Origin of the sequence: Amantichitinum ursilacus (assembly GCF_001294205.1) — a bacterium.
GTDB lineage: Bacteria > Pseudomonadota > Gammaproteobacteria > Burkholderiales > Chitinibacteraceae > Amantichitinum > Amantichitinum ursilacus.
Window position 1 is genome coordinate 407,934 of sequence record NZ_LAQT01000002.1, and the last position, 22,244, is coordinate 430,177.

Annotated in this window: 23 protein-coding genes; 10 read left to right on the plus strand and 13 right to left on the minus strand. The window is 61.0% G+C overall.

The genetic code is table 11. The features are described 5' to 3' along the window. Positions 1-21: 21 nt before the first annotated feature. Positions 22-432 carry a protein YgfX gene (locus WG78_RS22320; protein WP_308417189.1) on the plus strand — a complete coding sequence of 137 codons (411 nt, stop codon included), beginning with the start codon at positions 22-24 and terminating at the stop codon, positions 430-432. On the opposite strand, the gene WG78_RS04160 is transcribed toward WG78_RS22320, so the two are convergent. Beyond that, positions 425-1,300, minus strand: coding sequence for a hypothetical protein (locus tag WG78_RS04160; protein WP_152969052.1), 876 nt, complete (start codon positions 1,298-1,300; stop codon positions 425-427). The genes WG78_RS22320 and WG78_RS04160 overlap by 8 nt on opposite strands. A 300-nt stretch (positions 1,301-1,600) precedes the next feature. On the opposite strand from WG78_RS04160, the gene WG78_RS04165 reads away from it, so the two are divergent. Continuing rightward, a complete protein-coding gene (locus WG78_RS04165; RefSeq protein WP_053936516.1) occupies positions 1,601-2,203 on the plus strand; it encodes a peroxiredoxin in 603 nt (200 codons plus the stop codon). Positions 2,204-2,293: 90 nt separating this feature from the next. On the opposite strand, the gene WG78_RS04170 is transcribed toward WG78_RS04165, so the two are convergent. Both WG78_RS04170 and WG78_RS04175 read right to left on the minus strand, forming a co-directional pair. Next, positions 2,294-4,126: a sensor domain-containing diguanylate cyclase gene (locus tag WG78_RS04170; protein ID WP_161805064.1), complete on the minus strand. Its 1,833-nt coding sequence runs from the start codon at positions 4,124-4,126 to the stop codon at positions 2,294-2,296. A gap of 98 nt (positions 4,127-4,224) precedes the next feature. After that, positions 4,225-5,112 carry a LysR substrate-binding domain-containing protein gene (locus WG78_RS04175; protein WP_053936518.1) on the minus strand — a complete coding sequence of 296 codons (888 nt, stop codon included), beginning with the start codon at positions 5,110-5,112 and terminating at the stop codon, positions 4,225-4,227. A 142-nt stretch (positions 5,113-5,254) separates the two neighbouring features. Here WG78_RS04175 and WG78_RS04180 point away from each other — a divergent pair, with 142 nt between their 5' ends. Continuing rightward, positions 5,255-5,779: a hypothetical protein gene (locus tag WG78_RS04180; RefSeq protein WP_053936655.1), complete on the plus strand. Its 525-nt coding sequence runs from the start codon at positions 5,255-5,257 to the stop codon at positions 5,777-5,779. 11 nt (positions 5,780-5,790) lie between these two features. Then, positions 5,791-6,642 (plus strand): MBL fold metallo-hydrolase, encoded by an 852-nt coding sequence (locus WG78_RS04185; RefSeq protein ID WP_053936519.1) that lies wholly within the window; start codon positions 5,791-5,793, stop codon positions 6,640-6,642. Here WG78_RS04185 and WG78_RS04190 read toward each other — a convergent pair. Both WG78_RS04190 and WG78_RS04195 read right to left on the minus strand, forming a co-directional pair. Further along, positions 6,635-7,405 (minus strand): DUF3025 domain-containing protein, encoded by a 771-nt coding sequence (locus WG78_RS04190; RefSeq protein ID WP_053936520.1) that lies wholly within the window; start codon positions 7,403-7,405, stop codon positions 6,635-6,637. The two genes, WG78_RS04185 and WG78_RS04190, sit on opposite strands and share 8 nt — an antisense overlap. Then, positions 7,405-7,872 (minus strand): hypothetical protein, encoded by a 468-nt coding sequence (locus WG78_RS04195; RefSeq protein ID WP_053936521.1) that lies wholly within the window; start codon positions 7,870-7,872, stop codon positions 7,405-7,407. Before WG78_RS04195 ends, WG78_RS04190 begins: the two co-directional genes overlap by 1 nt. A 165-nt stretch (positions 7,873-8,037) precedes the next feature. Here WG78_RS04195 and zapE point away from each other — a divergent pair, with 165 nt between their 5' ends. After that, positions 8,038-9,189 carry a cell division protein ZapE gene (zapE, locus tag WG78_RS04200; protein ID WP_053936522.1) on the plus strand — a complete coding sequence of 384 codons (1,152 nt, stop codon included), beginning with the start codon at positions 8,038-8,040 and terminating at the stop codon, positions 9,187-9,189. A gap of 91 nt (positions 9,190-9,280) precedes the next feature. Here the strand turns inward: zapE and WG78_RS04205 are convergent, their stop codons facing one another. Then, positions 9,281-9,640: a phasin family protein gene (locus WG78_RS04205; protein ID WP_161805065.1), complete on the minus strand. Its 360-nt coding sequence runs from the start codon at positions 9,638-9,640 to the stop codon at positions 9,281-9,283. 312 nt (positions 9,641-9,952) lie between these two features. Between WG78_RS04205 and phaR the strand changes: the two genes are divergently transcribed. Then, positions 9,953-10,621, plus strand: coding sequence for a polyhydroxyalkanoate synthesis repressor PhaR (gene phaR, locus WG78_RS04210; RefSeq protein ID WP_053936524.1), 669 nt, complete (start codon positions 9,953-9,955; stop codon positions 10,619-10,621). A gap of 27 nt (positions 10,622-10,648) precedes the next feature. On the opposite strand, the gene WG78_RS04215 is transcribed toward phaR, so the two are convergent. The 6 genes from WG78_RS04215 to WG78_RS04240 form a co-directional block, all read right to left on the minus strand. Then, a complete protein-coding gene (locus tag WG78_RS04215) occupies positions 10,649-12,133 on the minus strand; it encodes an efflux transporter outer membrane subunit (RefSeq protein WP_053936525.1) in 1,485 nt (494 codons plus the stop codon). Further along, positions 12,130-13,032: an efflux RND transporter periplasmic adaptor subunit gene (locus WG78_RS04220; RefSeq protein WP_053936526.1), complete on the minus strand. Its 903-nt coding sequence runs from the start codon at positions 13,030-13,032 to the stop codon at positions 12,130-12,132. Before WG78_RS04220 ends, WG78_RS04215 begins: the two co-directional genes overlap by 4 nt. Beyond that, positions 13,029-13,238 carry a DUF1656 domain-containing protein gene (locus tag WG78_RS04225; protein ID WP_053936527.1) on the minus strand — a complete coding sequence of 70 codons (210 nt, stop codon included), beginning with the start codon at positions 13,236-13,238 and terminating at the stop codon, positions 13,029-13,031. Before WG78_RS04225 ends, WG78_RS04220 begins: the two co-directional genes overlap by 4 nt. Positions 13,239-13,241: 3 nt before the next feature. Continuing rightward, positions 13,242-15,275: an FUSC family protein gene (locus WG78_RS04230; RefSeq protein WP_053936528.1), complete on the minus strand. Its 2,034-nt coding sequence runs from the start codon at positions 15,273-15,275 to the stop codon at positions 13,242-13,244. A gap of 33 nt (positions 15,276-15,308) precedes the next feature. Further along, positions 15,309-15,758: a MarR family winged helix-turn-helix transcriptional regulator gene (locus WG78_RS04235; protein WP_053936529.1), complete on the minus strand. Its 450-nt coding sequence runs from the start codon at positions 15,756-15,758 to the stop codon at positions 15,309-15,311. A 178-nt stretch (positions 15,759-15,936) separates the two neighbouring features. Beyond that, positions 15,937-16,596, minus strand: a complete 660-nt coding sequence (locus tag WG78_RS04240; protein WP_053936530.1) for a pyridoxamine 5'-phosphate oxidase family protein — start codon at positions 16,594-16,596, stop codon at positions 15,937-15,939. A gap of 95 nt (positions 16,597-16,691) precedes the next feature. Between WG78_RS04240 and pdxR the strand changes: the two genes are divergently transcribed. Beyond that, on the plus strand, positions 16,692-18,152 hold the full coding sequence (gene pdxR, locus WG78_RS04245) for a MocR-like pyridoxine biosynthesis transcription factor PdxR (protein WP_053936531.1): 1,461 nt from the start codon (positions 16,692-16,694) through the stop codon (positions 18,150-18,152). 42 nt (positions 18,153-18,194) lie between these two features. Beyond that, a complete protein-coding gene (locus WG78_RS04250; RefSeq protein WP_053936532.1) occupies positions 18,195-18,887 on the plus strand; it encodes an HAD-IA family hydrolase in 693 nt (230 codons plus the stop codon). Positions 18,888-18,899: 12 nt separating this feature from the next. Here WG78_RS04250 and WG78_RS04255 read toward each other — a convergent pair whose 3' ends face one another. Continuing rightward, positions 18,900-20,783: a B12-binding domain-containing radical SAM protein gene (locus tag WG78_RS04255; RefSeq protein ID WP_053936533.1), complete on the minus strand. Its 1,884-nt coding sequence runs from the start codon at positions 20,781-20,783 to the stop codon at positions 18,900-18,902. Between the two features lie 369 nt (positions 20,784-21,152). Here WG78_RS04255 and WG78_RS04260 point away from each other — a divergent pair, with 369 nt between their 5' ends. Both WG78_RS04260 and WG78_RS04265 read left to right on the plus strand, forming a co-directional pair. Beyond that, positions 21,153-21,479, plus strand: a complete 327-nt coding sequence (locus WG78_RS04260) for a hypothetical protein (RefSeq protein ID WP_152969053.1) — start codon at positions 21,153-21,155, stop codon at positions 21,477-21,479. 307 nt (positions 21,480-21,786) lie between these two features. Continuing rightward, a complete protein-coding gene (locus WG78_RS04265) occupies positions 21,787-22,113 on the plus strand; it encodes a hypothetical protein (protein ID WP_152969054.1) in 327 nt (108 codons plus the stop codon). Positions 22,114-22,244: the final 131 nt, after the last annotated feature.

Genomic DNA, 22,244 nt, shown 5'->3' on the forward strand with positions numbered 1-22,244 from the left:
CCCAACAACGCGCCCGCACTGATGCTCACTGTAGTGGCATCACAGCGGGCGCGTTTTTTTGTGCGGATGGCGTTGGGACTGGCGCTGGGGTGCGTGTTGACGTTGCCGTGGTTATGGCTGTGGCCCGCGCTGGCTGGGCTGGCAATATACGGGTGGTTTTGCGTGCGGCTGACACAACGCACGGTGACGGTTGAGGTGCGCGCTGGCGGCTGGACCGTGCAGCAAGGCGCGCAGCCCGCCCGATCATTACGTTGGTTGCCCGGCACTTTGATTACGCCGCAACTGGTCATCCTGCAGGGCCGGGATCGCGCCAATGGTCGCTTTGTGGCGTTGCCCATCTGGCCCGACAGCGTGCCGCCCGATCAGCATCGGCGGCTCCGTGTGTTATTGCGCTGGGGCTGTCGGCCGGACGGGGCGAGCCGGCTTAGTTGATGCGGCTCCAGTTTTGCGTGCGCGAATTAAAAAAGCCCGATTCGCGATAGGCGCGTTCGATGACGCCTTTGGCGCGCAGTTGCGCCAGGCCTTTTTCCAGCGCGGCATAGGTGGCCGCGCCATTGGGCGCAATGCGGCTGACAAAATAATGGCGGCTGCCATCCAGCCCTACTTTAACTTGCGGAATTGGCACCAGCTTGTAGCCCACCAGCGACAACGACATATCCGGCGTGGGCTGGAACGGCGCCAGCAACACATCGGCGCGGCCTTTTTCGACCATGCCCACCATCGAATCCCAGCTTTGCGTTTGCAGCACATTGCGCAATTTCAGGCCGTTGAGCGTGGCCACATCGGGCAACCAGCTTTCCGCCACCACAGCGGTCAGCATCTGCACATCGGCCAGCGTGCGGGCGGACAGCGCATTGCGGTTGTCAGGCGTGGTGTACAGGCCAGCTTCAAACTCGCCCGGGCGGATCATCGGGGCCGAGACAAATACCCGGTCTTTGATCGAGCTTAAATCTACCAGCCATGCGGTGTTGCCCCCCATCGTGGCATTGCCGGACAGGATTTCCTTGAGATAACGCGTGTACGAATCGCTGGTGTTATCCACTTTTACCAGCTTGATCGGCAGACGCAGGCCGCCCAAGGCCAATGCTTGCTGCACCAGCACCAGTTCGACCACGTCGCGGCGCGAGCCCTGGCCATCAAAGTGATTAAGCGTGAGCGGGTCGCGGTTATCGATAAAGCGGACGTAATCGTTGTAGACATCCTGTTGCGTCAGAATGGTGATGGGCTCGACGGCACCAGCGCGGCCCGCCAGCAGCAACGTCAATAGAGCACCTGTCAGCAGGCGAAAAGCGCGGAGCATGGTGTACTTTCCTGGGTTGAATCCGGTTTGCCGCGAGTCTGTTGCCCGTGGCGTGGGGTGTGAGAGCGCGGCATATCATGGCAAGGCCGGCAAAATTCGACAACCTTTGCACTGCGGCGTCGCGCAATTTAATACAGCTGCAGCACGGCGGGAGTACACAGCGGCTACAGCTTTGATGCATGCAGATTAATGCCTCGATAGTTTTCTTAAATTAGCAGGATGAACTTTCCCGATTTGACAGCCTGGCGTGAGCGCCCCTATTGTCACCGGGTTTTCAGCAACCACTCTCAGGAGATCAACATGGCCGTTCTCGTTGGCAAGCAAGCCCCGGATTTCACCGCAGCCGCAGTGCTGGGCTCGGGCGAAATCGTCGATCGCTACAACCTTAAAGAAGCCACCAAGGGCAAGTACGCTGTGGTGTTCTTCTACCCGCTAGACTTCACCTTTGTCTGCCCGTCCGAACTGATCGCGTTTGATCACCGCCTGGCCGAGTTCCAGAAGCGCAACGTTGAAGTGATCGGCGTGTCCATCGACAGCCAGTTCACCCACAACGCATGGCGTAACACTCCGGTGGAAAACGGCGGTATCGGCAAAGTGGGCTACACCCTGGTCGCTGACACCAAGCACGACATCGCTAAAGACTACGACGTTGAATCGGCAGATGGCGTGGCGTTCCGCGGCACCTTCCTGATCGACAAGGACGGCATCGTGCGTCACCAGTACATCAACGATCTGCCGCTGGGCCGTAACGTTGATGAATTCATCCGCCTCGTCGATGCCCTGCAGTTCACTGAAGAACACGGCGAAGTATGCCCGGCCGGCTGGACGCAAGGCCAGAAGGGCATGAAGGCAGACACCGCAGGTGTGGCCGAATATCTGGCCGCCAATGCTGCCGCGCTGTAATTTGTAATAGCCACACTGTTTGCCAGGGCGCCGCTTGACGGCGCCCTTTTTGTTTCCACGGTGCCATGCCCGGGTTCCTTTTGCCTGTGCTTAACCGGCCACCGACACGCGATTGCGGCCCGTGGCTTTGGCCTGATACACCGCGGTATCGGCGCGTTTGACCAGCTCGGCCTGATCATGGCCCAGCAAGGGGTACATGCACGCCGCGCCGATGCTGATCGTAATCTGGCCGTTATCGCTGCTGCCGTGCGGAATGCGCAAATCCAGCACCGCTTTACGGATGCGTTCGGCCACTTCAAAGCAGCCCACGATATCGGTGTCCGGCAGGATCACCGCAAATTCTTCACCGCCATAACGCGCCGCCAGATCTTCGGGCCGCTGTGCAAAGTCTTCGATGGTCTGCGCAATCTGGTACAGCGCCTGGTCGCCCATCGGATGGCCGTACTGATCGTTAAACAGCTTGAAATGATCGACGTCGATAAACAGCAAACCCACCACCCCGCCACTGCGGATGGTGCGCTGCCATTCTTGCGTCAGCTTCAAATCAAAGGTGTGACGGTTAGCCACCCGCGTCAGGCCATCCATGGAGGCCAGCGTAATCAGATGTTTGTTGGCGGCTTCCAGCGCCAGTTGGGCTTCTTTTTGCTGGGTGCCGTCGCGCAAGTTAAGCAGGTAGCGCACCTCAGAGAATTCGCGCCCCTGCATCCGGCGATACAGCGCATCAATCCACTGCCATTCGCCGCTATCCAGCCGTTTGATGCGATAGGTACTGCTGGCGCTTTCGTCGCCGCTATTCAATGCTTCGAAGGCCGCTTCGATGTGCGGCAAGTCATCCGGATGCACATTGCTGAAGGCTTGCAAGCCCAGCAACTGGGCCGGTTCGCAGCCATACAGGGCACGCGCGGCGGGCGAGACGTAGACGCGGGTGCGTTGCTTGTCCAGCAGGACGGTCATGTCATCGCTGGATTCGGTCATCATGCGAAACCGCGTTTCGCGCTGACGCAAACGCGCCTCTAGCCGTTGCCGTTCGGCCAGGGTTGCCGCCACCGGAAAAATCATCAACACGCAGGTCAAAATAAAACCCTGCAGCAGCAACATATGCGAAGTGTTATCGCCCGCCACCAGCATCATCGGGCCATGCCCGGCCAGCGTGAGCCACAGCGCCAGTGCGCCGCCCAGCACCACCGCCAACAGCGCGCCATGCAAGCCCATGCTGAAAACGCAGCCCAATACGGCCGGAATGCACAAAAACAGAATCGGATAACGGTTTTGCGAAAACACCAACGCCGTCACGCCAAGCGTGCCGCTGAGCCATAAAACGCTGGAACGCCATTGCGCCGGGCTAAACAGCCACGCCACCTGGCGCGCGCGCAGCGACACCAGCAACGGGGTCAACACCGCCAGACCCAGCGCATCGGCTGGATACCACACCGAGAAGGTGTCCCACAACGGCTTGCCGACCAGCAGCCACAACATGGTCGACGCCATCATCCCCGACACCGCAGGGCCCAGCAGCATGCCGGACAAGGCAAAGTGCCGCAGAATCTGAAAGCGGGTGAAATCAGGCAAACGCTCGGCGTGGTCGCGCCATGGCATGGCGGCAATCCAGATTTCGATGGCGTTGCAGAACGCCATGCCCAGCGCCAGCAACGGCATATCGCGCAGCACCAGGCTGGCGATTACATTGCCCAACATGGCGCAGAACAAAAACAGCGGCCATTGTTCGCGCGGACGGCCCAGCAGCACGCTCAGCACCACGGCATTGCCCAGCCACACCGGCGAAATGCGCCCGGCGCTGTGGCTGAACCACATCGCCGCCGCCGCCAACACGCCGCTCGCCAATGCAATGGCGAACAAATGCCATTTCGCCGCGCGCGGGCGCGACTGAGCCGAGAGATTGAGGGCGGGTTCCACGAGTTGCATCGCAGCCATTCCGGTGGGTAATGGAGGCGAGTCTACAAACGACGGCAAATATTTACGCCCAGGATCACTCCTCAGGTACGCCGGCGGTCACCGCGGTTTCAGAGGACCTGCGCTTCGGCGTGCAGCCATTGCGCAAAGGCTTGCAGCGGCGCGCTGCTTGTTTCCAGCGCTTGCGGCAGCACCAGGCAAAACGTCTTGGAGACGCTCTTGCCCTGGGGCCAAGGTGCAATCAGCCGGCCTTGCGCCAGCTCGGCTTCGATATACAAACGCGGGATCAGCGCCACACCCAGGCCCGCTAGCGCGGCTTCAATCAGCATTGCATGCAGGTCATAACGCGCGCCCAGCGCCGGGTGGCTGAGCGCAATGCCGCTGTCTTCCGCATAGCGTTGCCATGCATCCGGATTCTGCCGCCGATGCAAACGCGGCAAGGCATCCAGCGCCGTGTTCGGGTCGCGTTGCTGCAGCAGCGCAGGGTGGCACACCGGCACCAGCACTTCGTGCACCAGCGGATACAGCTGCATGCCGGTCCACGCGGGATGCTTAAAATGGAGGGCGGCGTCAAAGCCGCTGCCCGCCAGCACAAACGGCGCCATCTGCTCGGACAAATGCACCGTGATATGCGGATGTTGCTGCTGAAAGCGCGTTAGCCGCGGGATTAACCAACGTATGGCAAAGGTGGGGATCACCGCGATATCCAGACTGGCGCCGTCAACCGCTTGGCCCATCAGATACTGGCTGTCGCGTTCCAGCCGATTGAGCGATTCGCGCACTTGCGCAGCATAGCGTTCGCCATTGGGCAACAGCCGCACCCGATTGCCGATGCGTTCAAACAGGGTGGCCCCAAGGAAGCTTTCCAGTTTGCCGATCTGGCGGCTGATCGCGCCTTCGGTTAAGGCCAGTTCATCCGCTGCCCGCGCAAAGCTGCCGTGGCGGGCGGCGGCTTCAAATGCGATCAGGGCGGCGTTGCTGGGGATTTTGCGGCGCATAAACCGGGGCTCCGGGCATGAAGGCTTGAGTTTTAGTCATGGCAGGATACCGAAAAGTCGTTTTCTGCGCGCCGAAATGCTCAGTACCATGACTCAACGTCAATCAACGCGATGGTTTGATCGCCAAAAGGAAGCCGCCCAGATGATCTACAGCGTGGAATGCAGTTATTCCGATCCCGCCAGCGAAGCCGAATGGAACGACTTTTACAGCCGGCAGAAATTGCCTGCGCTGGTTTCGGTGCGTGGCTTTTTCAGTTCGCAGCGCTTTAAAGCGCTCAGCGCCGGGTGCCCGGTCTATCTGGCGCTGCATTCGATTGGGCACGCCGATGTATTGAACAGCGCGGACTATCGCGAGAAGGGCGGCGGCAATTTTGCCCGCTGGCAGCCGTATATCAGCGATTGGCATCGCAATGTCTATGACGGGACCCCGGCCGCGCCCGCGGTGAGCATGGATCAATACCTGGTGATCAGCGCTGTCGGGCCCGCGCCGCTGCTACAGCTCGGGCTAACGCCCCAGTCGTTGCAGGCGGTGGCGCTGGACCGCTCGCCAGCGCAGCGCTGGCTGGCCACATTGCCCGGCAGTCACGCGCCGAGCCCGGTCGCTTTGCCGCCGGGGGTATATCTGTATGCACCCATGGCCCCGCAATTGACCCCGGCCGCAACGTGAGGAGCGACGTCATGACCGTTCAGCAACTGCCCACCCAGCGCATAGGCGAATTTGAAATCAGCGCGATCAGCGACGGCTATTTGTCCGCGCCGCTGAGCGTGCTGTCGAATATCGAGCCGGACGATGCCGCCGCGTTGCAGCACGACGCGGGCATCCAGGCCGCATCGGCTATTCATATCAATGGCTATCTGGTGCGCGGCCGCGGTCGCACCATACTGATCGATACAGGCGCTGGTGGCTTCAAGCAATGGGGCGGCCAGCTGCGTGCCAATCTGGCGCTGGCGGGGGTGCAGGCGGCAGACGTTGACACCATCCTGCTCACCCACGCGCATCCCGATCATATTGGCGGCCTGGTGGATGCAGCGGGTGCGGCGGCGTTTCCGGCGGCTGAGCTGGTGGTGCAGCAGCAGGAATGGGCGTTCTGGCACGACGACGCCCATTTCGCCCGCGCGCATGAACGCGCCCAGGGCAACTTTCTGTTTGCGCGCCAGGTGTTTGCGCAGTACCACGAGCGCGTGCGCCGGGTGCAGGAAGGCGAAGTGCTGGCCGGGATTAGCGCCCAGTTGTTGCCCGGCCATACGGCGGGCCATTGCGGCTATCGCATCGAATCGGGCGACGCCAGCATGCTGGTGTGGGGCGATGTGGTGCATTTTCCGCATATCCAGATCGCGCGGCCCGAAGTGTCGATTGCGTTTGATCAGGACCCGTTGCTGTCGGCCAGCACCCGCACACGTTTGCTGGACCAGGTGAGCGCCGACCGGCTATTGATTGCCGGGATGCATCTGGGCGAACCCGGCTTTGCGCAGATCCAGCGCGTCGGCAACGCCTACGCCATTGCCTATCAAAATGGAGCGCTTATTTGATGATGCGCTTGGGGCGGAAATACTGGGTATCGGCGTAGAAGGCCTCGTCTTGCTGCGGCCACCAACCGGGAATGCCCAGGTAGGGCAGCGGCGGCAACTGGCGCGGCCGCTGCAGTTCGCCCGCAGCCAGCGCGGCGGCGATGTGCTGATCCAGCTCGGCAATCTGTTGCGCGGGCGAGCGCATAAACCAGGCCGGTTCCACCTGCACGGGCCAGCATTTGGCGGTCAGGCCGGCAAACGGCTCCAGCAGTGATTCCAGCGTGGCGTGGCCGAAGCACAGCGCGCTGATGCGCGTGCCCCAGGCGTTTGCGTGGTCGCGGAACAGGGCGTGCCATTGATGCCCCACCAGCGCGTCCAGCAAGTCAGGATCGCTATACGCAATAACCAGGCCGCACTCGTCAAACAGAGTGGCGGCATCACGCTGCGGGCCGCGCGGGCCATCCGGATTGCGTTGGAGCTCGGTGTAATGCAGCGCGTTGAGCGCCGCTTTGCTGCGCGGCCAGGTGCGCCACATCAAGGCATTGAACAGATCGTGCCAATTGGCCGCGCGCGTGGCCACACGGCCCAGTTCGTAGACTTCGGCCTCGTAATAACGGGTCAGGCTGTCTTGCGGCACAAACTGGACCGGCAGACCGCGCTCGGTGCGGGCAGTCACGTCGGCGCTGAGTTGCGCCAGATCAGGAAAAGTGGCCCAGCTCGCCAGCACAGCGCGCAGCGGCGCGAACGCCGGATGCGCAAACTGTGGATGCGGCCATGCTGGCATCAAGGCAGCTTGCCCATATCCAGACGGCCTTCGGCCTGAACGGCGGCATTGGCGTCCGGCGTGGCCAGCGCTTTGATGCGGATGACGAAATGGCCACCGGGCGTGCAGGGCGCGGTGTATTGCACGCCGCCATCGCCCCCCAGCGCTTTGATGCCGGCAGGCAGACCGCCATTGCTGGCGATGCCGGGGATTTGCGCGCTGTTGGCGCCCTTGGGCAAGGTATAGATAAAGCGGCCCAGATTGGCACCGCTGCGCTCGGAAAACTCCAGCAGCAACGCGCCGCTGCCCGCCGGGATATCAAAGACGTTCAGCCCCGGCGTTGCGCCAGCGCCGCCCAGTTTTGCGCATTGCTGGCCAGCGGGAATGGCGCTGCCATTCCACAGCGGGCTGGTGTAGTGGGCTGTGAGCGTGCCTGCCGCCTGGGCGCTCAACGAAATCAGTGCGCTAACGGCAAAAACGCTCGCCATACGGGCAAGACGGTGGGACGCAAGGGGTAGGTTCATGAGCCGATGTCGGTGAAAACAGTCCGCCAGTTTAACGGATTCATCTGACGCGGCAGCGGGCGGGCTCACCCGGCGGCAGGTAAAAATTACGTATAATGCTGGCTTTGGTCCCGCCAATACGTAACAGCCATGCCAGAACATATGATCGCGCCACCCGCAATGGGCGTCAGCCCGCGGCAGTGGTACGACAGCATCAGCAATGCGCCCGGTTTTGTGGCCGACTCCGCCCAGTCCGCCGCCATCGATAAACTGGAGGCGTTGTATCAGTCGCTGGTCGAATTCAAGCGCAAGCGCCATCGCTTGTTTGGCAAAACCCTACTGCCGCAACCCGATGTGCCCCGGGGTGTGTGGTTCTGGGGCGGGGTGGGGCGCGGCAAGAGTTTTTTGATGGATGCGTTTTACGCGGGCCTGCCGTATTCGCGCAAAAAACGCATTCACTTTCATCAATTCATGCAGAACGTGCAGCGCGAACTGGCCGAGCTGAAAAGCGAGCCCGATCCGCTGGTCAAAGTGGCCGAAAAAATCGCCCGCGGCACGCGCGTGCTGTGCTTCGATGAATTCCACGTTTCTGATATCGCCGATGCCATGATCCTGGGCCGGCTGATGCAAAACCTGTTCGAGCGCGGCGTGGTGCTGGTCACCACCTCCAACTACGCGCCGGACGGGCTGTACCCCAACGGGCTGCAGCGCATCAATTTTCTGCCGACCATTGCACTGCTTAAGCAGCATCTGGATGTGTTTAATCTGGATGGCGGGCAGGATCACCGTTTGCGCGCGTTATCGTCGGCGCATACGTGGATTGTGCCGGCCGATGCCGCGGCCGATAGCGCGCTTGATCAGTTGTTCAGCAAGGTGGCCACCGGGCCGGATCAGGCCAAAGTGATCACCATTGCGGGCCGCAATATCACCTGCCGTCGGCGTGCACCGGGCGCAATCTGGTTCGACTTTATGAAGATTTGCGGCGACCAGCGCGGGCAGGAGGACTATCTGCAACTGGCGCGGCAGTTCCATACCGTGATCGTGTCGGGTATACCCCGGCTGGCAGCGCGCCAGGCCTCTGAAGCGCGGCGGCTGACGTGGCTGGTGGATGTGTTCTATGACCATCGCGTCAAGCTGGTGGTGTCGGCAGAAGCGCAGCCTGAAGACATCTATGTGGAAGGCCAGCAGGCCAGCGAATTTTTTCGCACCGTCAGCCGCCTGACCGAAATGCAGAGCAATGAATATCTTGCGCTGCCGCACCAGGGCGTGTTGGAAAGCTTGTCCGGCATTATCGAAACCTGAGTGCGCCTGCGCCGCACCACGCGCTGCAGCAAAACAAAAGCCCGTCGTGATTGGTCAACGACGGGCTTTGTTTATGCAGCGGGACTTGCGCTCAGGCGGTCTTGCCAGCGCTTTGCTGCAGCAGGCTTAAAAACTGCGCTTGCGCGTGGCTGGTGATATCAAACCATTGGCGCGAAAAACCAGTGAGGTGATCGACCCCGTCTTCCACCAGTTTCTGCCGCAGCACATTGGCGTCGTTCAGATTCTTGACGCTGGCGGCGGCCTTCAGATTGGCGGTTGAGGTTTCGAGGGCGGCGCGGCTGCTGTCCAGCTGCAATTGCACCAGTTTGGCGGCGGTGTCCTGGCTGGCGTGGGCAAAGGCCAGCAAGGTTTCGGTGTGGTTACCAAAAAAGCGCGCAAACGGGTTGGATGCATTTGAACCGGCGGCCTGACCGTTGGGGGCTTGCGACATGATGGGCTCCTGAAACTGCGGTTGGGTGCAGAGGGCAGGGCGCTCGATGTGGGCAATGGCGAACATGGCGCGGTGCGATCAATGAAATGTGGCGTTTCCCGGCCTACAATGGGAAAAATGTTGCTCTGCACAATCGGTAGTCATTTTCTGCGTGCTACGTCTGGCGTGTCAACCGGATTGTGCTGCAGTGCAACATAAGCGGACGAAAGGCGACCTTGTAGGGTGGATCACGCAGTTGGCGTGCGCCTCGCTTCGCTGCATACTGTAACTAATACCACGCAACTACAAACCGCAGCTGTACCAGGAGCACGCATGACTGCCGAAAAAAGGGTGATCAAAAAGTATCCCAACCGTCGCTTGTATGACACGGCCACAAGCTGTTACATCACGCTGGCGGATGTGAAACAACTGGTTCTCGAACAGGTTGATGTGCAGGTGCTGGACGCCAAAAGCGGCGAAGACATCACGCGCAGTGTGTTGTTACAGATCATTCTGGAAGAAGAAGCCGGCGGTATGCCGATGTTCTCGTATGAAGTGCTGACGCAGATCATCCGCTTTTATGGCCACGCCATGCAGGGCCTGATGGGCAATTATCTTGAGAAAAACCTGCAGCTGTTTACCGAGATGCAGGGCCGCCTGCAGGATCAGGCCAAGACCGCGCTCAATGGCGAACAACCGTTGATGAACCCCAATATCTGGGGCGATTTCATGAAGTTCCAAGGCCCGGCACTACAAAACATGATGAGCAACTATCTGGAAAGCAGTACCACGTTGTTTGTCGATATGCAGCAGCAACTACAAGAACGCGCGCGCCATCTGTTTACCGGTTTTGGTATGCCCGGCTACGGCAAGAAAGAGGCCGCCAGCGCGGCGACCGGCGAACCCGAGCCTTCGTCACCGCCCCCCGAGCAACCCGAAGAAGCCGAAGCCGCCTCCCCGAACAGCGCCAGCGCCAGCAAAGGCAAGCGCGCCGCGCATTAAGCGCAGCGCCGCCCGCAACCCGCGTCATTACTCGGCGTTGGCCGGGGCTTTGTCTTTATCCGCAGCCCGCTCTGTCGCATGGATTTGTGCGACGGCCGGGCTGTTTTGCCATCCGCCCCCCAGCGCCATAAACAGATTGATCTGGTCTTGCGCCAGTTGGCTATCCGATGCGGCCAGCGCCGAATCGGCATTGGCCAGCGTGCGAGTGGCGTCCAGACTGGTCAGATAAGGCGAGCGGCCCGCTTTGTACAGCTGCGCATTTTGCTGCGCCACAATATGCGCCTTGTCGCGCGCGCTGCGCAGATCGGCATTGCGCTGCAAATCATGCGTATAGGTGGTCAGCGCCGATTCGGTTTCGCGCAGCGCATTCAACACCACGCTATCGAAATGCGCCAATGCGCCATCGGCGCCCGCTTCGGACGCGCGCAGCCGCGCATGCGCGCCCGCTCCGGGAATATCCCAGCTCAGCAACGGGCCAAAGCCCCAGCGTGCGGTGGGCGAAGAGGGCATGTCGGCAATCACACCGGTCAGGCCCGCGCTCGCACCAATGGCGATGCTGGGGTACAGCTCGGCGGTTGCGATGCCGATTTTGGCCGTGGCGCCAGCCAGTTCGCGCTCAGCCTGGCGGATATCAGGACGGCGCTTGAGCAAAGCGGTGCCATCGCCCACCGGCAGCGCCTGCGCTAGCGCGGGTTCGATCTTGCAATCAAGCGGCGCGAGTTCTTGCGGCGCTTTACCCAGCATCACCGCCAGCCGGAAACGCGCCACATCCTGCTCGGCCTGATATTTGGGCATATTGGCGCGCAGCAAATCGGATTGCGCCTGCGCGCGGATCACGTCGGTATCGCGGCCACGGCCGGCTTTTAACAAGCGCTGGGCGATGCCCACGGTCTGGTCTTGCAGATCAAGTTCGTGCTGCGCCACGGCGTATTCGTGCGCGGCGGAACAACCTTGCACATAGGCGCGCACCGTTTGCACGGCCACATTCACGCGCGCCAGATCTAGCGCCGCCAGGCTGGCTTGCGTGTTGGCGTCGGCGGCTTCTTCGCCGCGCTTGAGTTTGCCAAACAAATCAATCTGATAGGCCAGGCTGATGCCGAAATCGCCTTCGTTGATCACCGGCAGTTTTTCGGTCAGCAAAAACTGTTCGCCCGCTTCCTGCGCGCGCTTGGCGGCCAGGCCGACCTTGGCGTCGATATCGCGCTCGGCATCCACCTGGTTCTGCAAGGCAATCGCTTTGCGCAGATTGGCGTCGGCCACGCGTAGATCGGCGTTATGCACCAGCGCCTCTTGCACCAACTGGTTGAGCGTCGGGTCGTTGTACAACTGCCACCATTGATCCGGCACCGGCGCAATCGACACGGCCGGATCATTGGCACCGGCAAACCCAGCCTGGGCTGCGGGTTTGTTGAGTGCGGCGCTGGCGGGTACATGGTAGTCGGGGCCCACGGTGCTGCAGGCAATCAGCCCTTGCAGCAACGCCAGCGCCAACACACTGCGTACGGCTTTCATGAGCGGACTCCTGCGGTGGCGGGCTGGCTGGCGGTGCGGGTGCGCACAGCCACGGTGGCGGTGCGGCCGGCCACCAGACGCACATCGCTCGGCACTTCATCCAGCGCCACCCGCACCGGAATCCGCTGCGCCAGACGCACCCAGTTAAAGGTGGGGTTTACATTGGGCAGCAGATTGCTGCTGGCGGTGCGGTCCCGGTCTTCGATGCCGGCGGCAATGCTTTGCACATGGCCGTGCAGCGCTTTGTGCTCGCCCATGATGGTGATATCAACCGGGTCGCCGATCTGCACATTACGCAGCTTGGTTTCCTCAAAATAGCCCTCGACGTGGAATGAAGTGGCGTCGACGATCGACAGCACCGGGCGGCCCGTAGCCACATAATCGCCCACACGCGGCGTGCGATCGTTGAGGTAACCGCTGACCGGGCTGACCACCGTAGCGCGTTCCAGATTCAGTCTGGCGGTGTCGACGGCGGTTTGCGCTTGCGCCAGCGTGGCTTCGGTCTGCTCCACCTTCGACTGGCTTTCTTCGGTTACTTCTTTGGACACCAGATCGGTCAGCGCGCGGTTACGCGCGGCCTCGCGTTTAGCCTGGGCCAGCGTGGCGCGTTGTGCCGCCACCACCGCCTGCGCCTGGCGCAGCGCGAGCTCAAAGCGCGCCTTGTCGATGACAAACAGCACCTGGCCGCGTTGCACCAACTGGTTGTCCACCACTTTTACTTCGGTGATCGGGCCGGTGACGTCCGGCGCAATCTGCGCCACATCGGCGCGCACATGGCCGTCTCGCGTCCACGGCGCATCGGTGTAGTAATCCCACAAATGGCGTCCCACGATGATCGCGATAATGACCGCAACCAGGGTGATGGCCACCGGGCCGAGCAAGCGAATGATTTTTTTCATGACTGCAACCCATGCAACAAAGAAAACGTGCCGCCCAACGCGATCACGTACAAAGCCAGATTAAAGAGCGAGCGGTGCCACACCAGCTTGTAAAAGCCGGTTTTCTCCAGCACCCACTTCACAACCACCAACACCAGCCAGGCAATGATCATCATCCCCAGCAAACCGGGCAGAAATACCCCGTAAATATCGAGTTCGGCATTCACCGTTTAACCCTCCTGCAAGGCCACGGTGGCGGCGGGGCCAGTCGCACCGGGGAATAAAGATGTTCTGATTTCAACCAGCGCGTTTTGCGCTTCCAGCGCCGCCGCGCTATCGATATGGCGCGCGCGTTCAATGGCTACATCAATCTGGCCGCGCAGTTGTTCGGAAGCGGTCGTGGTTTCGGCCAGGGCCAGCGCGCGGTCATAGTGCGATGCCACACCGCACAACACATCGTGGATGGCGTCTTGCGCCGGGCCTTGCAGCCGATGCTCGTCGCGCTGCAAATCCAGCGTGCTGAAGCCCACGCGCAATTCGCGGAAACCATCGCTGAAGCTGTCGTCGCCGCTGGCGGCCAGACGCGGCATCAACTGGCCCAGCCGGTCGAGCATGCGCGCGGTCAGGTGGCGATAATCGTCTTCGTGATCGCCCGCCGCGTTGCGCGCCAGATCGCGCCAGCTGGACTGGATTAGCCGGCGCTTGGCCAACTCCACGCCAAACGGCCGCGTCACCAAGGTCCAGATCAGCGCAAACAGAATGCCCGCCAGGCCCGCCAGGTTGCCGTTAAAAAACGAGGTGAAGTTGGCGTCGTACACCCCTTGCACACCCAGGAACGTGGCGGTGTTTACGCCCAGCAACATGCCGATCAGGTTGTAGCGCGGTTGCGTAATCAGCAGGCCAATCAACAAGAAGGGCGGGGCCAGCAATACGGCCAGTGTTTCGAATTCATGCGACAGCGGCAGCACCGCAAACAACCACATTGCCGAGATCACGATACTGACCACGGTCCAGCGAAAGAAGATTTTCAGCATGGGCACAGGTTCATCCAGCGCAGCAAAAAAGCAGCAAGCCACTGCCCCCAGCGTGACGGCCGACGCGCCATCGGCCCAGCCCAGTTCGCGCCACAACACGCAGGCAATAAAGGTAAACAACGACGCTGACCCGGCCGAAAACCACAGCATGCCGTAATCGTAGTGCCGCGCTTTGCTGGTCAGATCCCAACGCGCATAAATCGGCTGCCAGCGTGCATCGCGTTCACCGGCGCGGATTTGCGCCTGCAATTGCATACAGTCTTGCCACAGTGCAATCAACGACAACATGCGGGCGCGGGCATTGGTGGCCAGCAAGGCAATCCAGTGTGGCACTTCGGGGCCGGGCTGATACGCCTGCACTTGCTGGCGCAGCAATTGCGCCTGCATCGCCATATCGGGCGCATACGGTTGTTTGATCCAGCTGGCGATGTGTTGCAGCAGGGTTTGCAAGGTGTCGGGAACGGCGTGGTGCTGGCTGCGGATTTCGCCTAGCGAACCGGTTAGCGATGACAGCACGGGCAACAGCATGCCCATGCGGGCGCGCAGTTCTCGCGTCAGGCCGACTTGCTCGCGGTTCTCGGCGTCATAGGCCATCTGCGTAATAAACAGGTCGAGCGCCAGAATATCGCTGGCCAGCTTGTGCCGATGATGCGCCGGTTTGCTGGCATCGGTAGGCACCAGCACTTCGGCCGCCCAGTCCGCGGCATCGTTCATCCACGCTTGCAGACGGCCATTGAGCGCTTGCGACACACGCGTGGGCAGCACAATCGCCGCCACCAGACTGGCGCAGATAATGCCCAGGATAATTTCTTCGCTGCGCGCCACGGCGATATCAAACACACCCTGCGGATTATTGACGGCGGGCAGCGCAATCAGCGGCAACGAATACGCGGCCAGCATAAAAACATAAGAACGCGGCGTGCGATCAAGCATCGACAAATACAACAGCGTGCCGGTCCACAACGCGACCACGGCCGACAGGATTAACGGCGCATCGATCAGCGCGGGCACAAACCACACCGCCGCGCTGGCCCCGAGCAAGGTACCCAACGTGCGGTACAAGGCCTTGGAACGCGTAGCGCCACTCAGCGGATGTGATACCACATACACGGCGGACATCGCCCAGTACGGCCGCGGCAAGCCCAATGCCAGGGCTATATATAAAGCGAGAATGGCCGCGGCAAAGGTTTTGCCGGAAAACAGCCAGTCACGCCAACTGAAAGCACTCATGGTGGAATTTCGCCTGGCTGCTAGTTATTGATGTTATTGCGGAGCGGCTTGCGCTGCGGCCTCGACAGCGCGAAACAGACGCAACGTGCCTTCCAGTTCTTCGGCGCTGATGTCCGCCAACACGCTGGCACGCAGCGAAACCAGATCGGCCTCGATCTGCTGGCTGACCGCTTTGCCTTCCTCGGTGTACCACAGCGTTTTGGCGCGTCGGTCCGCCGCGTCTTCTTCGCGCCGCACCAGGCCCGCGCTGCACAGCTGGTCCAGCAAGCGCACCAGCGATGGGCCTTCGATACCAATGTAGTCTGCCAACGCCACCTGACGTACGCCTTCGCCCAGACGGCCTATAAACAACAAAGGCGTGGCGCAGGCGGCCGAGACGTTGTACTTGTCGACGGCGTGCTGCGACGCGGTGCGCCAGTGGCGGCCCGCTTGCAGCAAGGAGCTGGTGACGGCCAGACGCAAGAGATCGAGATTTTTTTCCATGGCCCGCAAGTTACCATCGTAATTATTCGTTAGCAAGCTAATTATATTTTGACGATGGCAATGATGGGTTGGGCGCAATACAAATGACGATGGGCGGGGCGGGCCTCGGGCTGGGGCGGGTTGGCAGACGTTAAAAGGGCGGCCAGAGCCGCCTGCATTCCCAAGACGCGTGCACTGATCAGCCGACGTTGCGGCCGGCCCACGTCTGCACATAATCCGGCGCTGCAACCGTGTTGTGCGGCGCGGCCAGCGGGGCTTGTCCCATCAACTGCATGGGCAGCACGCCTGCCCAGACCGGCAAATCCATATCCTCAGCATCATCTTCCGGCCCGCCGTCGCGGATTTTGACCGCCGCTTCGTCCAGGCGCAGCGCCAGCACGCTGGTGGCGGCCAGTTCTTTGTCGTTGCCGGGGCGCGCCTGCAGTTCGCGGCCGGGTAGCAGATGGCGCATAAAGCCATCCAGCAAACGGCGCTTTTCTTGCGCGTCGGCCACAACTTCAAAGCGGCCATAGATAACAGCGGAGCGATAGTTCATCGAATGGTTGAACGCCGATTTGGCCAGCACCAGGCCGTCCATCAAGGTAATCGCCACCGACACCTCGTTGTCCCCGGTTAGCTGTCGCACCAGTCGGCCGCCGTTCGAGCCATGGACATACAAATAATCGCCGTCGCGCCAACAGGCGGTGGGGATGCAATGGCAGCTTGTGCCGTCGTAAAAGGCGATGTGGCACACATACGCCGCGTCGAGTACCGCATACAGCGCGGCTTGTTCATAAACGGCGCGTTCCGCAAGGCGGCGGATGCGGGTGCGGGCGGTGGGGGCGCTGCCAGAGGGCATATCGGAATGTCCTGAAGGTGGGTGGTAAAGCGCGCAGTCTAGGATATGCTTGGCCCTGTACCTAGAACCAATCCAGCCGTTTTATCTGGGGCCATATGGACTTTCAACTGTTGTTGGCGCAATACCGCCAACGCCAGCCCGCGCAATCGCGGCAACATCAATTACACCAATGCCTGCGCGCTGCGATTCTGGATGGCACGCTGGCGGCGCAAACCGCCTTGCCCGCCAGCCGTTATCTGGCCACGGATTTGCAGATTGCGCGCAACACCGTGCTGTACGCCTATGAGCAGCTGGCGGCCGAGGGGCTGGTGTTTACGATGCGCCAGCGCACGCTGGTGGCGGCGGTGGCACAACGCAGTCGCGCGCCCTCGGCGCCCGTAACGCCGCCACCGTTATCGCAACGTAGCCGTCGCCTGAGCGCGCCATTGGATGAAATCAGCGCCGCGCATGCGTTTGCGCCCGGCGTGCCCGATATGCATGCGTTTCCGGTGCAGGAATGGCGGCGCTTGCTGGACCGCGCCTGGGCCGCCGCCACGCCCGCGCAGTTGGGCTATAGCGACCCGCAAGGCGACCCCGAATTACGCGATGCCCTGGCCGAACACCTGCGCGTTACGCGCGCGGTGCAATGCACGGGTGAACAGATTTTTATCACCGACGGCACCCAGCAAAGTCTGGATTTATGTGCCTTTGCGCTGGCCGATGCCGGCGAGGTGGCCTGGCTGGAAGACCCCGGCTATGTCGGCGCGCTGACGGCCTTCGAAGCCGCGCAACTCAAGGTGATCGGCCAACCCGTGGATGCTGAAGGCATCAACCTGAGCGACGCCGACTGGCAGCAAAAACCCCGCCTGATTTACGTAACGCCTTCGCATCAATATCCGACTGGCCACGTGCTGACCTTGCCGCGCCGGTTGGCTTTGCTGGAGCAGGCGCGGCAGCAAGGCACCTGGATCCTTGAAGATGATTACGACAGCGAATTCCGCCACGACGGCCCGCCCTTGCCGGCTATGCAAGGTCTGCGGCCCGACGCGCCCGTGTTGTACCTGGGCACATTCAGCAAGACGCTGATGCCTGCGCTGCGTATCGGCTATCTGGTGGTGCCGCAACATCTGGTGGCCGCGATATTGGCCGTGGCCAGCCGCAGCCTGCCGCGCGGCCGCCAGGTCGAACAACGCGCGCTGGCCGCATTTATGCGCGACGGCCTGTTTATTCGCCATCTGCGCCGCATGCGCCGCCTGTACGCTGCGCGCCGCGATGCCTTGCTGGCCGCGCTGCAGCGCCATCTACCGCAAGTGCCTGTCCACGGCGCCAGCACCGGCATGCATCTGACCATCGCGCTGCCGCCCGACATCGCCGATACCGCCGTGCACGCGCTGGCGATGCAGCAGGGGCTGCTGGTCAAGCCGCTGTCGCGCTTGCAGGTCAGCGCCAGCACGCCGTCGTTAAATGGGCTGGTGTTGGGGTATGCGCAGCTGGAAATCGACGAGATCGAACGCGCGGTCAAATTGCTGGCGCGCTTGATCGCGGCATCGCGCTCGGGCGACAATCAACCGCGCTAAAACGCGTTAGCATCTTCCAACTTCCTCAGCGTGGTTTCCTACATGAGTGCCCAATCTTCTTCCGCCGCCCTCGGTCAGCCGGTTTTTGGCGACCGCAGCTTTGCCGCTTTCCTGTTCGATATGGACGGCACCATTCTCAGTTCGATTGCTGCCGCTGAACGCGTGTGGGGGCGGTGGGCGGAAAAGCACGGGCTGGATGTGGCCGCGTTTATTCCCACCATCCATGGCCAGCGCGGCGTGGATACCATCGCCAAACAAAACTTGCCGGGCATCGATATCACGGAAGAAGCCGACTGGATTACGCGAGAAGAATTGATTGATCTGGATGGCATTGATGCCATCGCCGGGGTGGCTGCGTTTCTGGCGTCCTTGCCCCAGGACAAATGGGCGGTGGTCACCTCGGCCCCGCGTGAGCTGGCGCTCAAGCGCATTGCTGCAGCGGGCCTGCCGGTGCCGCCGATGATCGTGGCGTCGGAAGACGTGCAACGTGGCAAGCCCGCGCCGGATTGTTTTTTGCTGGGTGCGCAAAAGCTGGGCGTCGAGGCCACGCAATGTCTGGTATTTGAAGATGCGCCAGCCGGGATTGCGGGCGCGGAAGCGGCGGGGGCGCACGTCATGGTGGTGACCGCAACGCATGACCACCAGCTGACCACCGCGCACCCCACGCTGGATAGCTATAAGCATCTCAGCGTGCAGCAAACCGCCGATGGCCGTTTGCAGGTGTTTGCGCGCTAAGACTGCGGCTGATTACGCGCGGCGTTGCTGGTTCTGCTCCAGCGCCCGCGCGACAAAGTTGCGATTAACGCGCGCTTTGGGCACGCGCACATCAAACCAGTTGCGCACGTCCTGATCCAGCCCGATGCCATGCATATAGTTGTACAGCGCCTTGTTAAGCGCCGCGCCCATGGCGTCGTGGTCCACGCCGGTGGGGTCGATAAAGCCGACATCATTTTTGGCGAAAGACACCGGTGGCAGCGGTTCCAGCGTAATGCCGTATTCGTCCGGGTTTTGCCCCACCGGCGAATGCACGGTACAGGCAAAGCGATGGAAAAAGCCCGACTGGATACAGCCTGCTTCAAACAGTTGGCGCACGTATTCCAGTGCATCGACGGTGTCTTGTTCAGTCTGGGTGGGAAAGCCGTACATCAGGTATGCATGCACCAATACGCCTGCCTCGGCAAAGCCATAGGTAACGCGTGCCACCTGGTCCACCGAGACGCCTTTTTTCATCAGCTGCAATAGCCGGTCGGAGGCCACTTCCAGCCCGCCCGAAATCGCAATACAGCCGCTATCAGCCAGCAACTGGCACAAATCAGGCGTAAACGATTTCTCGAAGCGCACATTGCCCCACCAGGAAATCGCCACATTGCGCCGCAGCAGTTCTTGCGCCAGCGCCTTCAACACCTTGGGCGGCGCGGCTTCGTCCACAAAGTGAAAGCCGGTCTGGCCGGTTTCGGCGATGATGGCTTCGATGCGATCAACCAGCACGCTGGCCGAGGCCGCTTCGTAGCGCGAGATGTAATCCAGGCTGACATCGCAAAACGAGCATTTTTTCCAGTAACAGCCGTGGGCGATGGTCAACTTGTTCCAGCGCCCGTCCGACCACATACGATGCATCGGGTTAAGCATGTCCAGCAGCGAGAGGTAGCGGTCCAGCGGCAAACCATCCCAGGTGGGCGTGCCGACGTCTTCAAACGGCACATCGGGCTCGACCATATTGATGTAACGCACGCCGCCGCTATCGATATCGCGCACAAAGGTCCGCACCAGTCGTTGCTGCGAACGCTTGCCGGCAAGATGTTCCAGCAGCGCCAGCAATGGCCGCTCGCCGGCATCGAGCGTCACGTAATCAAAGTAATCAAACACGCGCGGCTCGGTCAGCTCGCGTAATTCGGTATTCACAAAGCCGCCGCCCAAGCCCAGTTTGATGGCGGGATAGTTGGCCTTGATGCTTTGTGCCATGCGAAAGGCGGCATACACCGCGCCGGGGAAGGGCACTGAAATCAATACCAGTTCGGGCTGATGTTTTTCGATGGCGGCCAGCGTCAGCGCATGCAGCGTCTGGTCGACCAGCGTGTACGGCGCAGCCAGCGCTTGCGCCAGCGGCTCAAAGGTAGGCTGGCTTTGTGCCAGCGATTCGGCATAGCGCACAAACTCAAAACGCGGATCGATCGCATCGCGGATCACGTCGCTGATGTCGTTCAGATACAGCGTGGCCAGATGCCGCGCGCGGTCTTGCAAACCCAGCGCGCCAAACGCCCACGCCAGCGGATCGCCACCCTCGTCATCCACATACACGTCCAGCGATTCAAAGCGCGCGCCTTCCGGCAAAAAATTGCGGCTGCAAATGCGATGGCCCACGGTGGAATCGCGCCCCTGCAAAAACGCGATGGTTGGCGCGATGGTGCGGACGTACTGCTCAAACTGATCGTAAAACGCATTGATTTGCCAGCTGCGGTTTTGCATGGGCATCAGGTCGATGGCAGCGCGAATCTCGTGCAGGCCTTGCACCGAGAACAGCCGCAATACCAGCGCCAGCGCCAGATCTTCTTGCGTGGCCTGCACCTGGCGCGAGCGCAAAAAGCCCGTCAGATACGCCGTCGACGGATAGGGCGTGTTGAGCTGCGTCATCGGCGGAATCAACGCCAACACCCGCAGACTGGAAACGGCCGCCGTGGCGTTGCTGCTGGATATTACGGAAGTACTCACGAGGGCCGGTCCTTTGCTTGCGGGGTCTTGTAAACAACAAACGCCGCATTCGCGCGGCGCGGGATGCATTTTGCCAGAGGATGCCCCTGCGCTGGGATTGGGCAGACGGACAACCGGGGCACGCGCGCGCTGACTATCTACAAATTGGAGGGGAAACTTTTGTGGATCGTTGCGATTATCAATTTTTGAGAAACAGAGTTTTCACAGTTATGTAGTTTTTCTACGTAATTTTGGCGACTAGGATGAGCACCAATGTCACACGACAGCCATATCAATAACTGGAGAACCACCATGAACAAGTTTGCTACCTCGATTGCTTTTGCCCTTGTTGCCGCCACCGCCGCGCTGTCGGCCCAGGCTGCTGAACAATCTCAATCCGTGTTCGACCGCGCTCAACGCGTGGAACAACCGGCCTGGCAACGTGCCGCTGCCGCGGATCAAAACTACGCCGCCCAACCGGATAGCCAGCCGGGCCGTCGCGTTTATGCCTTCCGCGCCGTGCAACCTTCGACCGTAACGCCGGCGGTGGCCAATAACCGCATCCAGCGCGCCGTTAGCGCACCGCAAAACTATGCTGCGCAGATCAATACGCAACCCGGTCGCGTGGTGAGCAACTAAACGCGCTTAAGTTTGCTTTAAGAACCATCAAGCAATAAAACCAATCCGGCGCCTCATAACGAGGCGCCGGATTTTTTATTTGCAACGTACTGGTGTCATTATTTTGTCGCGCATTATCAGATGCTTGCCGCCGGTTCAGGCGGTTTTCCGGATTGGCATGGGCCGGTCTGGTGCAGTTTCAAGAGTCTGAATTATCAATTTTCAGGAAACAGTGTTCTAACGGCTGTGTAGTTTTTCTACGTAATTTTTGCGCCTAAGATTGCCTCCAATGTCACACGACAGCCAAATCAATAACTGGAGAACGATCATGAACAAGTTTGCTACCACGCTCGCTTTTGCCCTTGTTGCTGCAACCGCCGCGGTTTCGGCCCAAGCTGCTGACCAATCGCAATCGGTATTCGACCGCGCTCAACGCGTGGAACAACCGGCCTGGCAACGCGCTGTAGCCGCTGACCAGAACTTTGCGGCGCAGCCGGACGCACAACCGGGCCGTCGCGCTTATGCTTTCCGCGCCGTGCAACCGGTGGCCGATACCCAGGCCGCTGACACAAACCGTGTCGTGCGCGCAGTCAATGCCCCGCAAAACTACGCCGCCCAGATCAATACCCAACCGGGTCGCGTAGTCAGCAACTAAGCACTATTTGCAGTTGCCAGGCTTTACCCGAAAATCCGGCGCCTTGAACAGGGGCCGGATTTTTTTTTGCGCCGGAACGACGCGACTGTCATATGGATGCGACGGCCGCTATGCTGGACCAATAAGCTAAA

Bases quoted from the DNA above. Each gene is read 5' to 3' on its own strand.
- WG78_RS04255 (WP_053936533.1), bottom strand. From the start codon at position 20,783: ATGACGCAGCTCAACACGCCCTATCCGTCGACGGCGTATCTGACGGGC.
- WG78_RS22320 (WP_308417189.1), top strand. From the start codon at position 22: ATGCTCACTGTAGTGGCATCACAGCGGGCGCGTTTTTTTGTGCGGATG.
- WG78_RS04265 (WP_152969054.1), top strand. From the start codon at position 21,787: ATGAACAAGTTTGCTACCACGCTCGCTTTTGCCCTTGTTGCTGCAACC.
- WG78_RS04250 (WP_053936532.1), top strand. From the start codon at position 18,195: ATGAGTGCCCAATCTTCTTCCGCCGCCCTCGGTCAGCCGGTTTTTGGC.
- WG78_RS04220 (WP_053936526.1), bottom strand. From the start codon at position 13,032: ATGAAAAAAATCATTCGCTTGCTCGGCCCGGTGGCCATCACCCTGGTT.
- zapE (WP_053936522.1), top strand. From the start codon at position 8,038: ATGCCAGAACATATGATCGCGCCACCCGCAATGGGCGTCAGCCCGCGG.
- WG78_RS04175 (WP_053936518.1), bottom strand. From the start codon at position 5,112: ATGCGCCGCAAAATCCCCAGCAACGCCGCCCTGATCGCATTTGAAGCC.
- pdxR (WP_053936531.1), top strand. From the start codon at position 16,692: ATGGACTTTCAACTGTTGTTGGCGCAATACCGCCAACGCCAGCCCGCG.
- WG78_RS04215 (WP_053936525.1), bottom strand. From the start codon at position 12,133: ATGAAAGCCGTACGCAGTGTGTTGGCGCTGGCGTTGCTGCAAGGGCTG.
- WG78_RS04170 (WP_161805064.1), bottom strand. From the start codon at position 4,126: ATGCAACTCGTGGAACCCGCCCTCAATCTCTCGGCTCAGTCGCGCCCG.
- WG78_RS04190 (WP_053936520.1), bottom strand. From the start codon at position 7,405: ATGCCAGCATGGCCGCATCCACAGTTTGCGCATCCGGCGTTCGCGCCG.
- WG78_RS04240 (WP_053936530.1), bottom strand. From the start codon at position 16,596: ATGCCCTCTGGCAGCGCCCCCACCGCCCGCACCCGCATCCGCCGCCTT.
- WG78_RS04160 (WP_152969052.1), bottom strand. From the start codon at position 1,300: ATGCTCCGCGCTTTTCGCCTGCTGACAGGTGCTCTATTGACGTTGCTG.
- WG78_RS04235 (WP_053936529.1), bottom strand. From the start codon at position 15,758: ATGGAAAAAAATCTCGATCTCTTGCGTCTGGCCGTCACCAGCTCCTTG.
- WG78_RS04260 (WP_152969053.1), top strand. From the start codon at position 21,153: ATGAACAAGTTTGCTACCTCGATTGCTTTTGCCCTTGTTGCCGCCACC.
- WG78_RS04180 (WP_053936655.1), top strand. From the start codon at position 5,255: ATGATCTACAGCGTGGAATGCAGTTATTCCGATCCCGCCAGCGAAGCC.
- WG78_RS04165 (WP_053936516.1), top strand. From the start codon at position 1,601: ATGGCCGTTCTCGTTGGCAAGCAAGCCCCGGATTTCACCGCAGCCGCA.
- WG78_RS04195 (WP_053936521.1), bottom strand. From the start codon at position 7,872: ATGGCGAGCGTTTTTGCCGTTAGCGCACTGATTTCGTTGAGCGCCCAG.
- phaR (WP_053936524.1), top strand. From the start codon at position 9,953: ATGACTGCCGAAAAAAGGGTGATCAAAAAGTATCCCAACCGTCGCTTG.
- WG78_RS04205 (WP_161805065.1), bottom strand. From the start codon at position 9,640: ATGTCGCAAGCCCCCAACGGTCAGGCCGCCGGTTCAAATGCATCCAAC.
- WG78_RS04230 (WP_053936528.1), bottom strand. From the start codon at position 15,275: ATGAGTGCTTTCAGTTGGCGTGACTGGCTGTTTTCCGGCAAAACCTTT.
- WG78_RS04185 (WP_053936519.1), top strand. From the start codon at position 5,791: ATGACCGTTCAGCAACTGCCCACCCAGCGCATAGGCGAATTTGAAATC.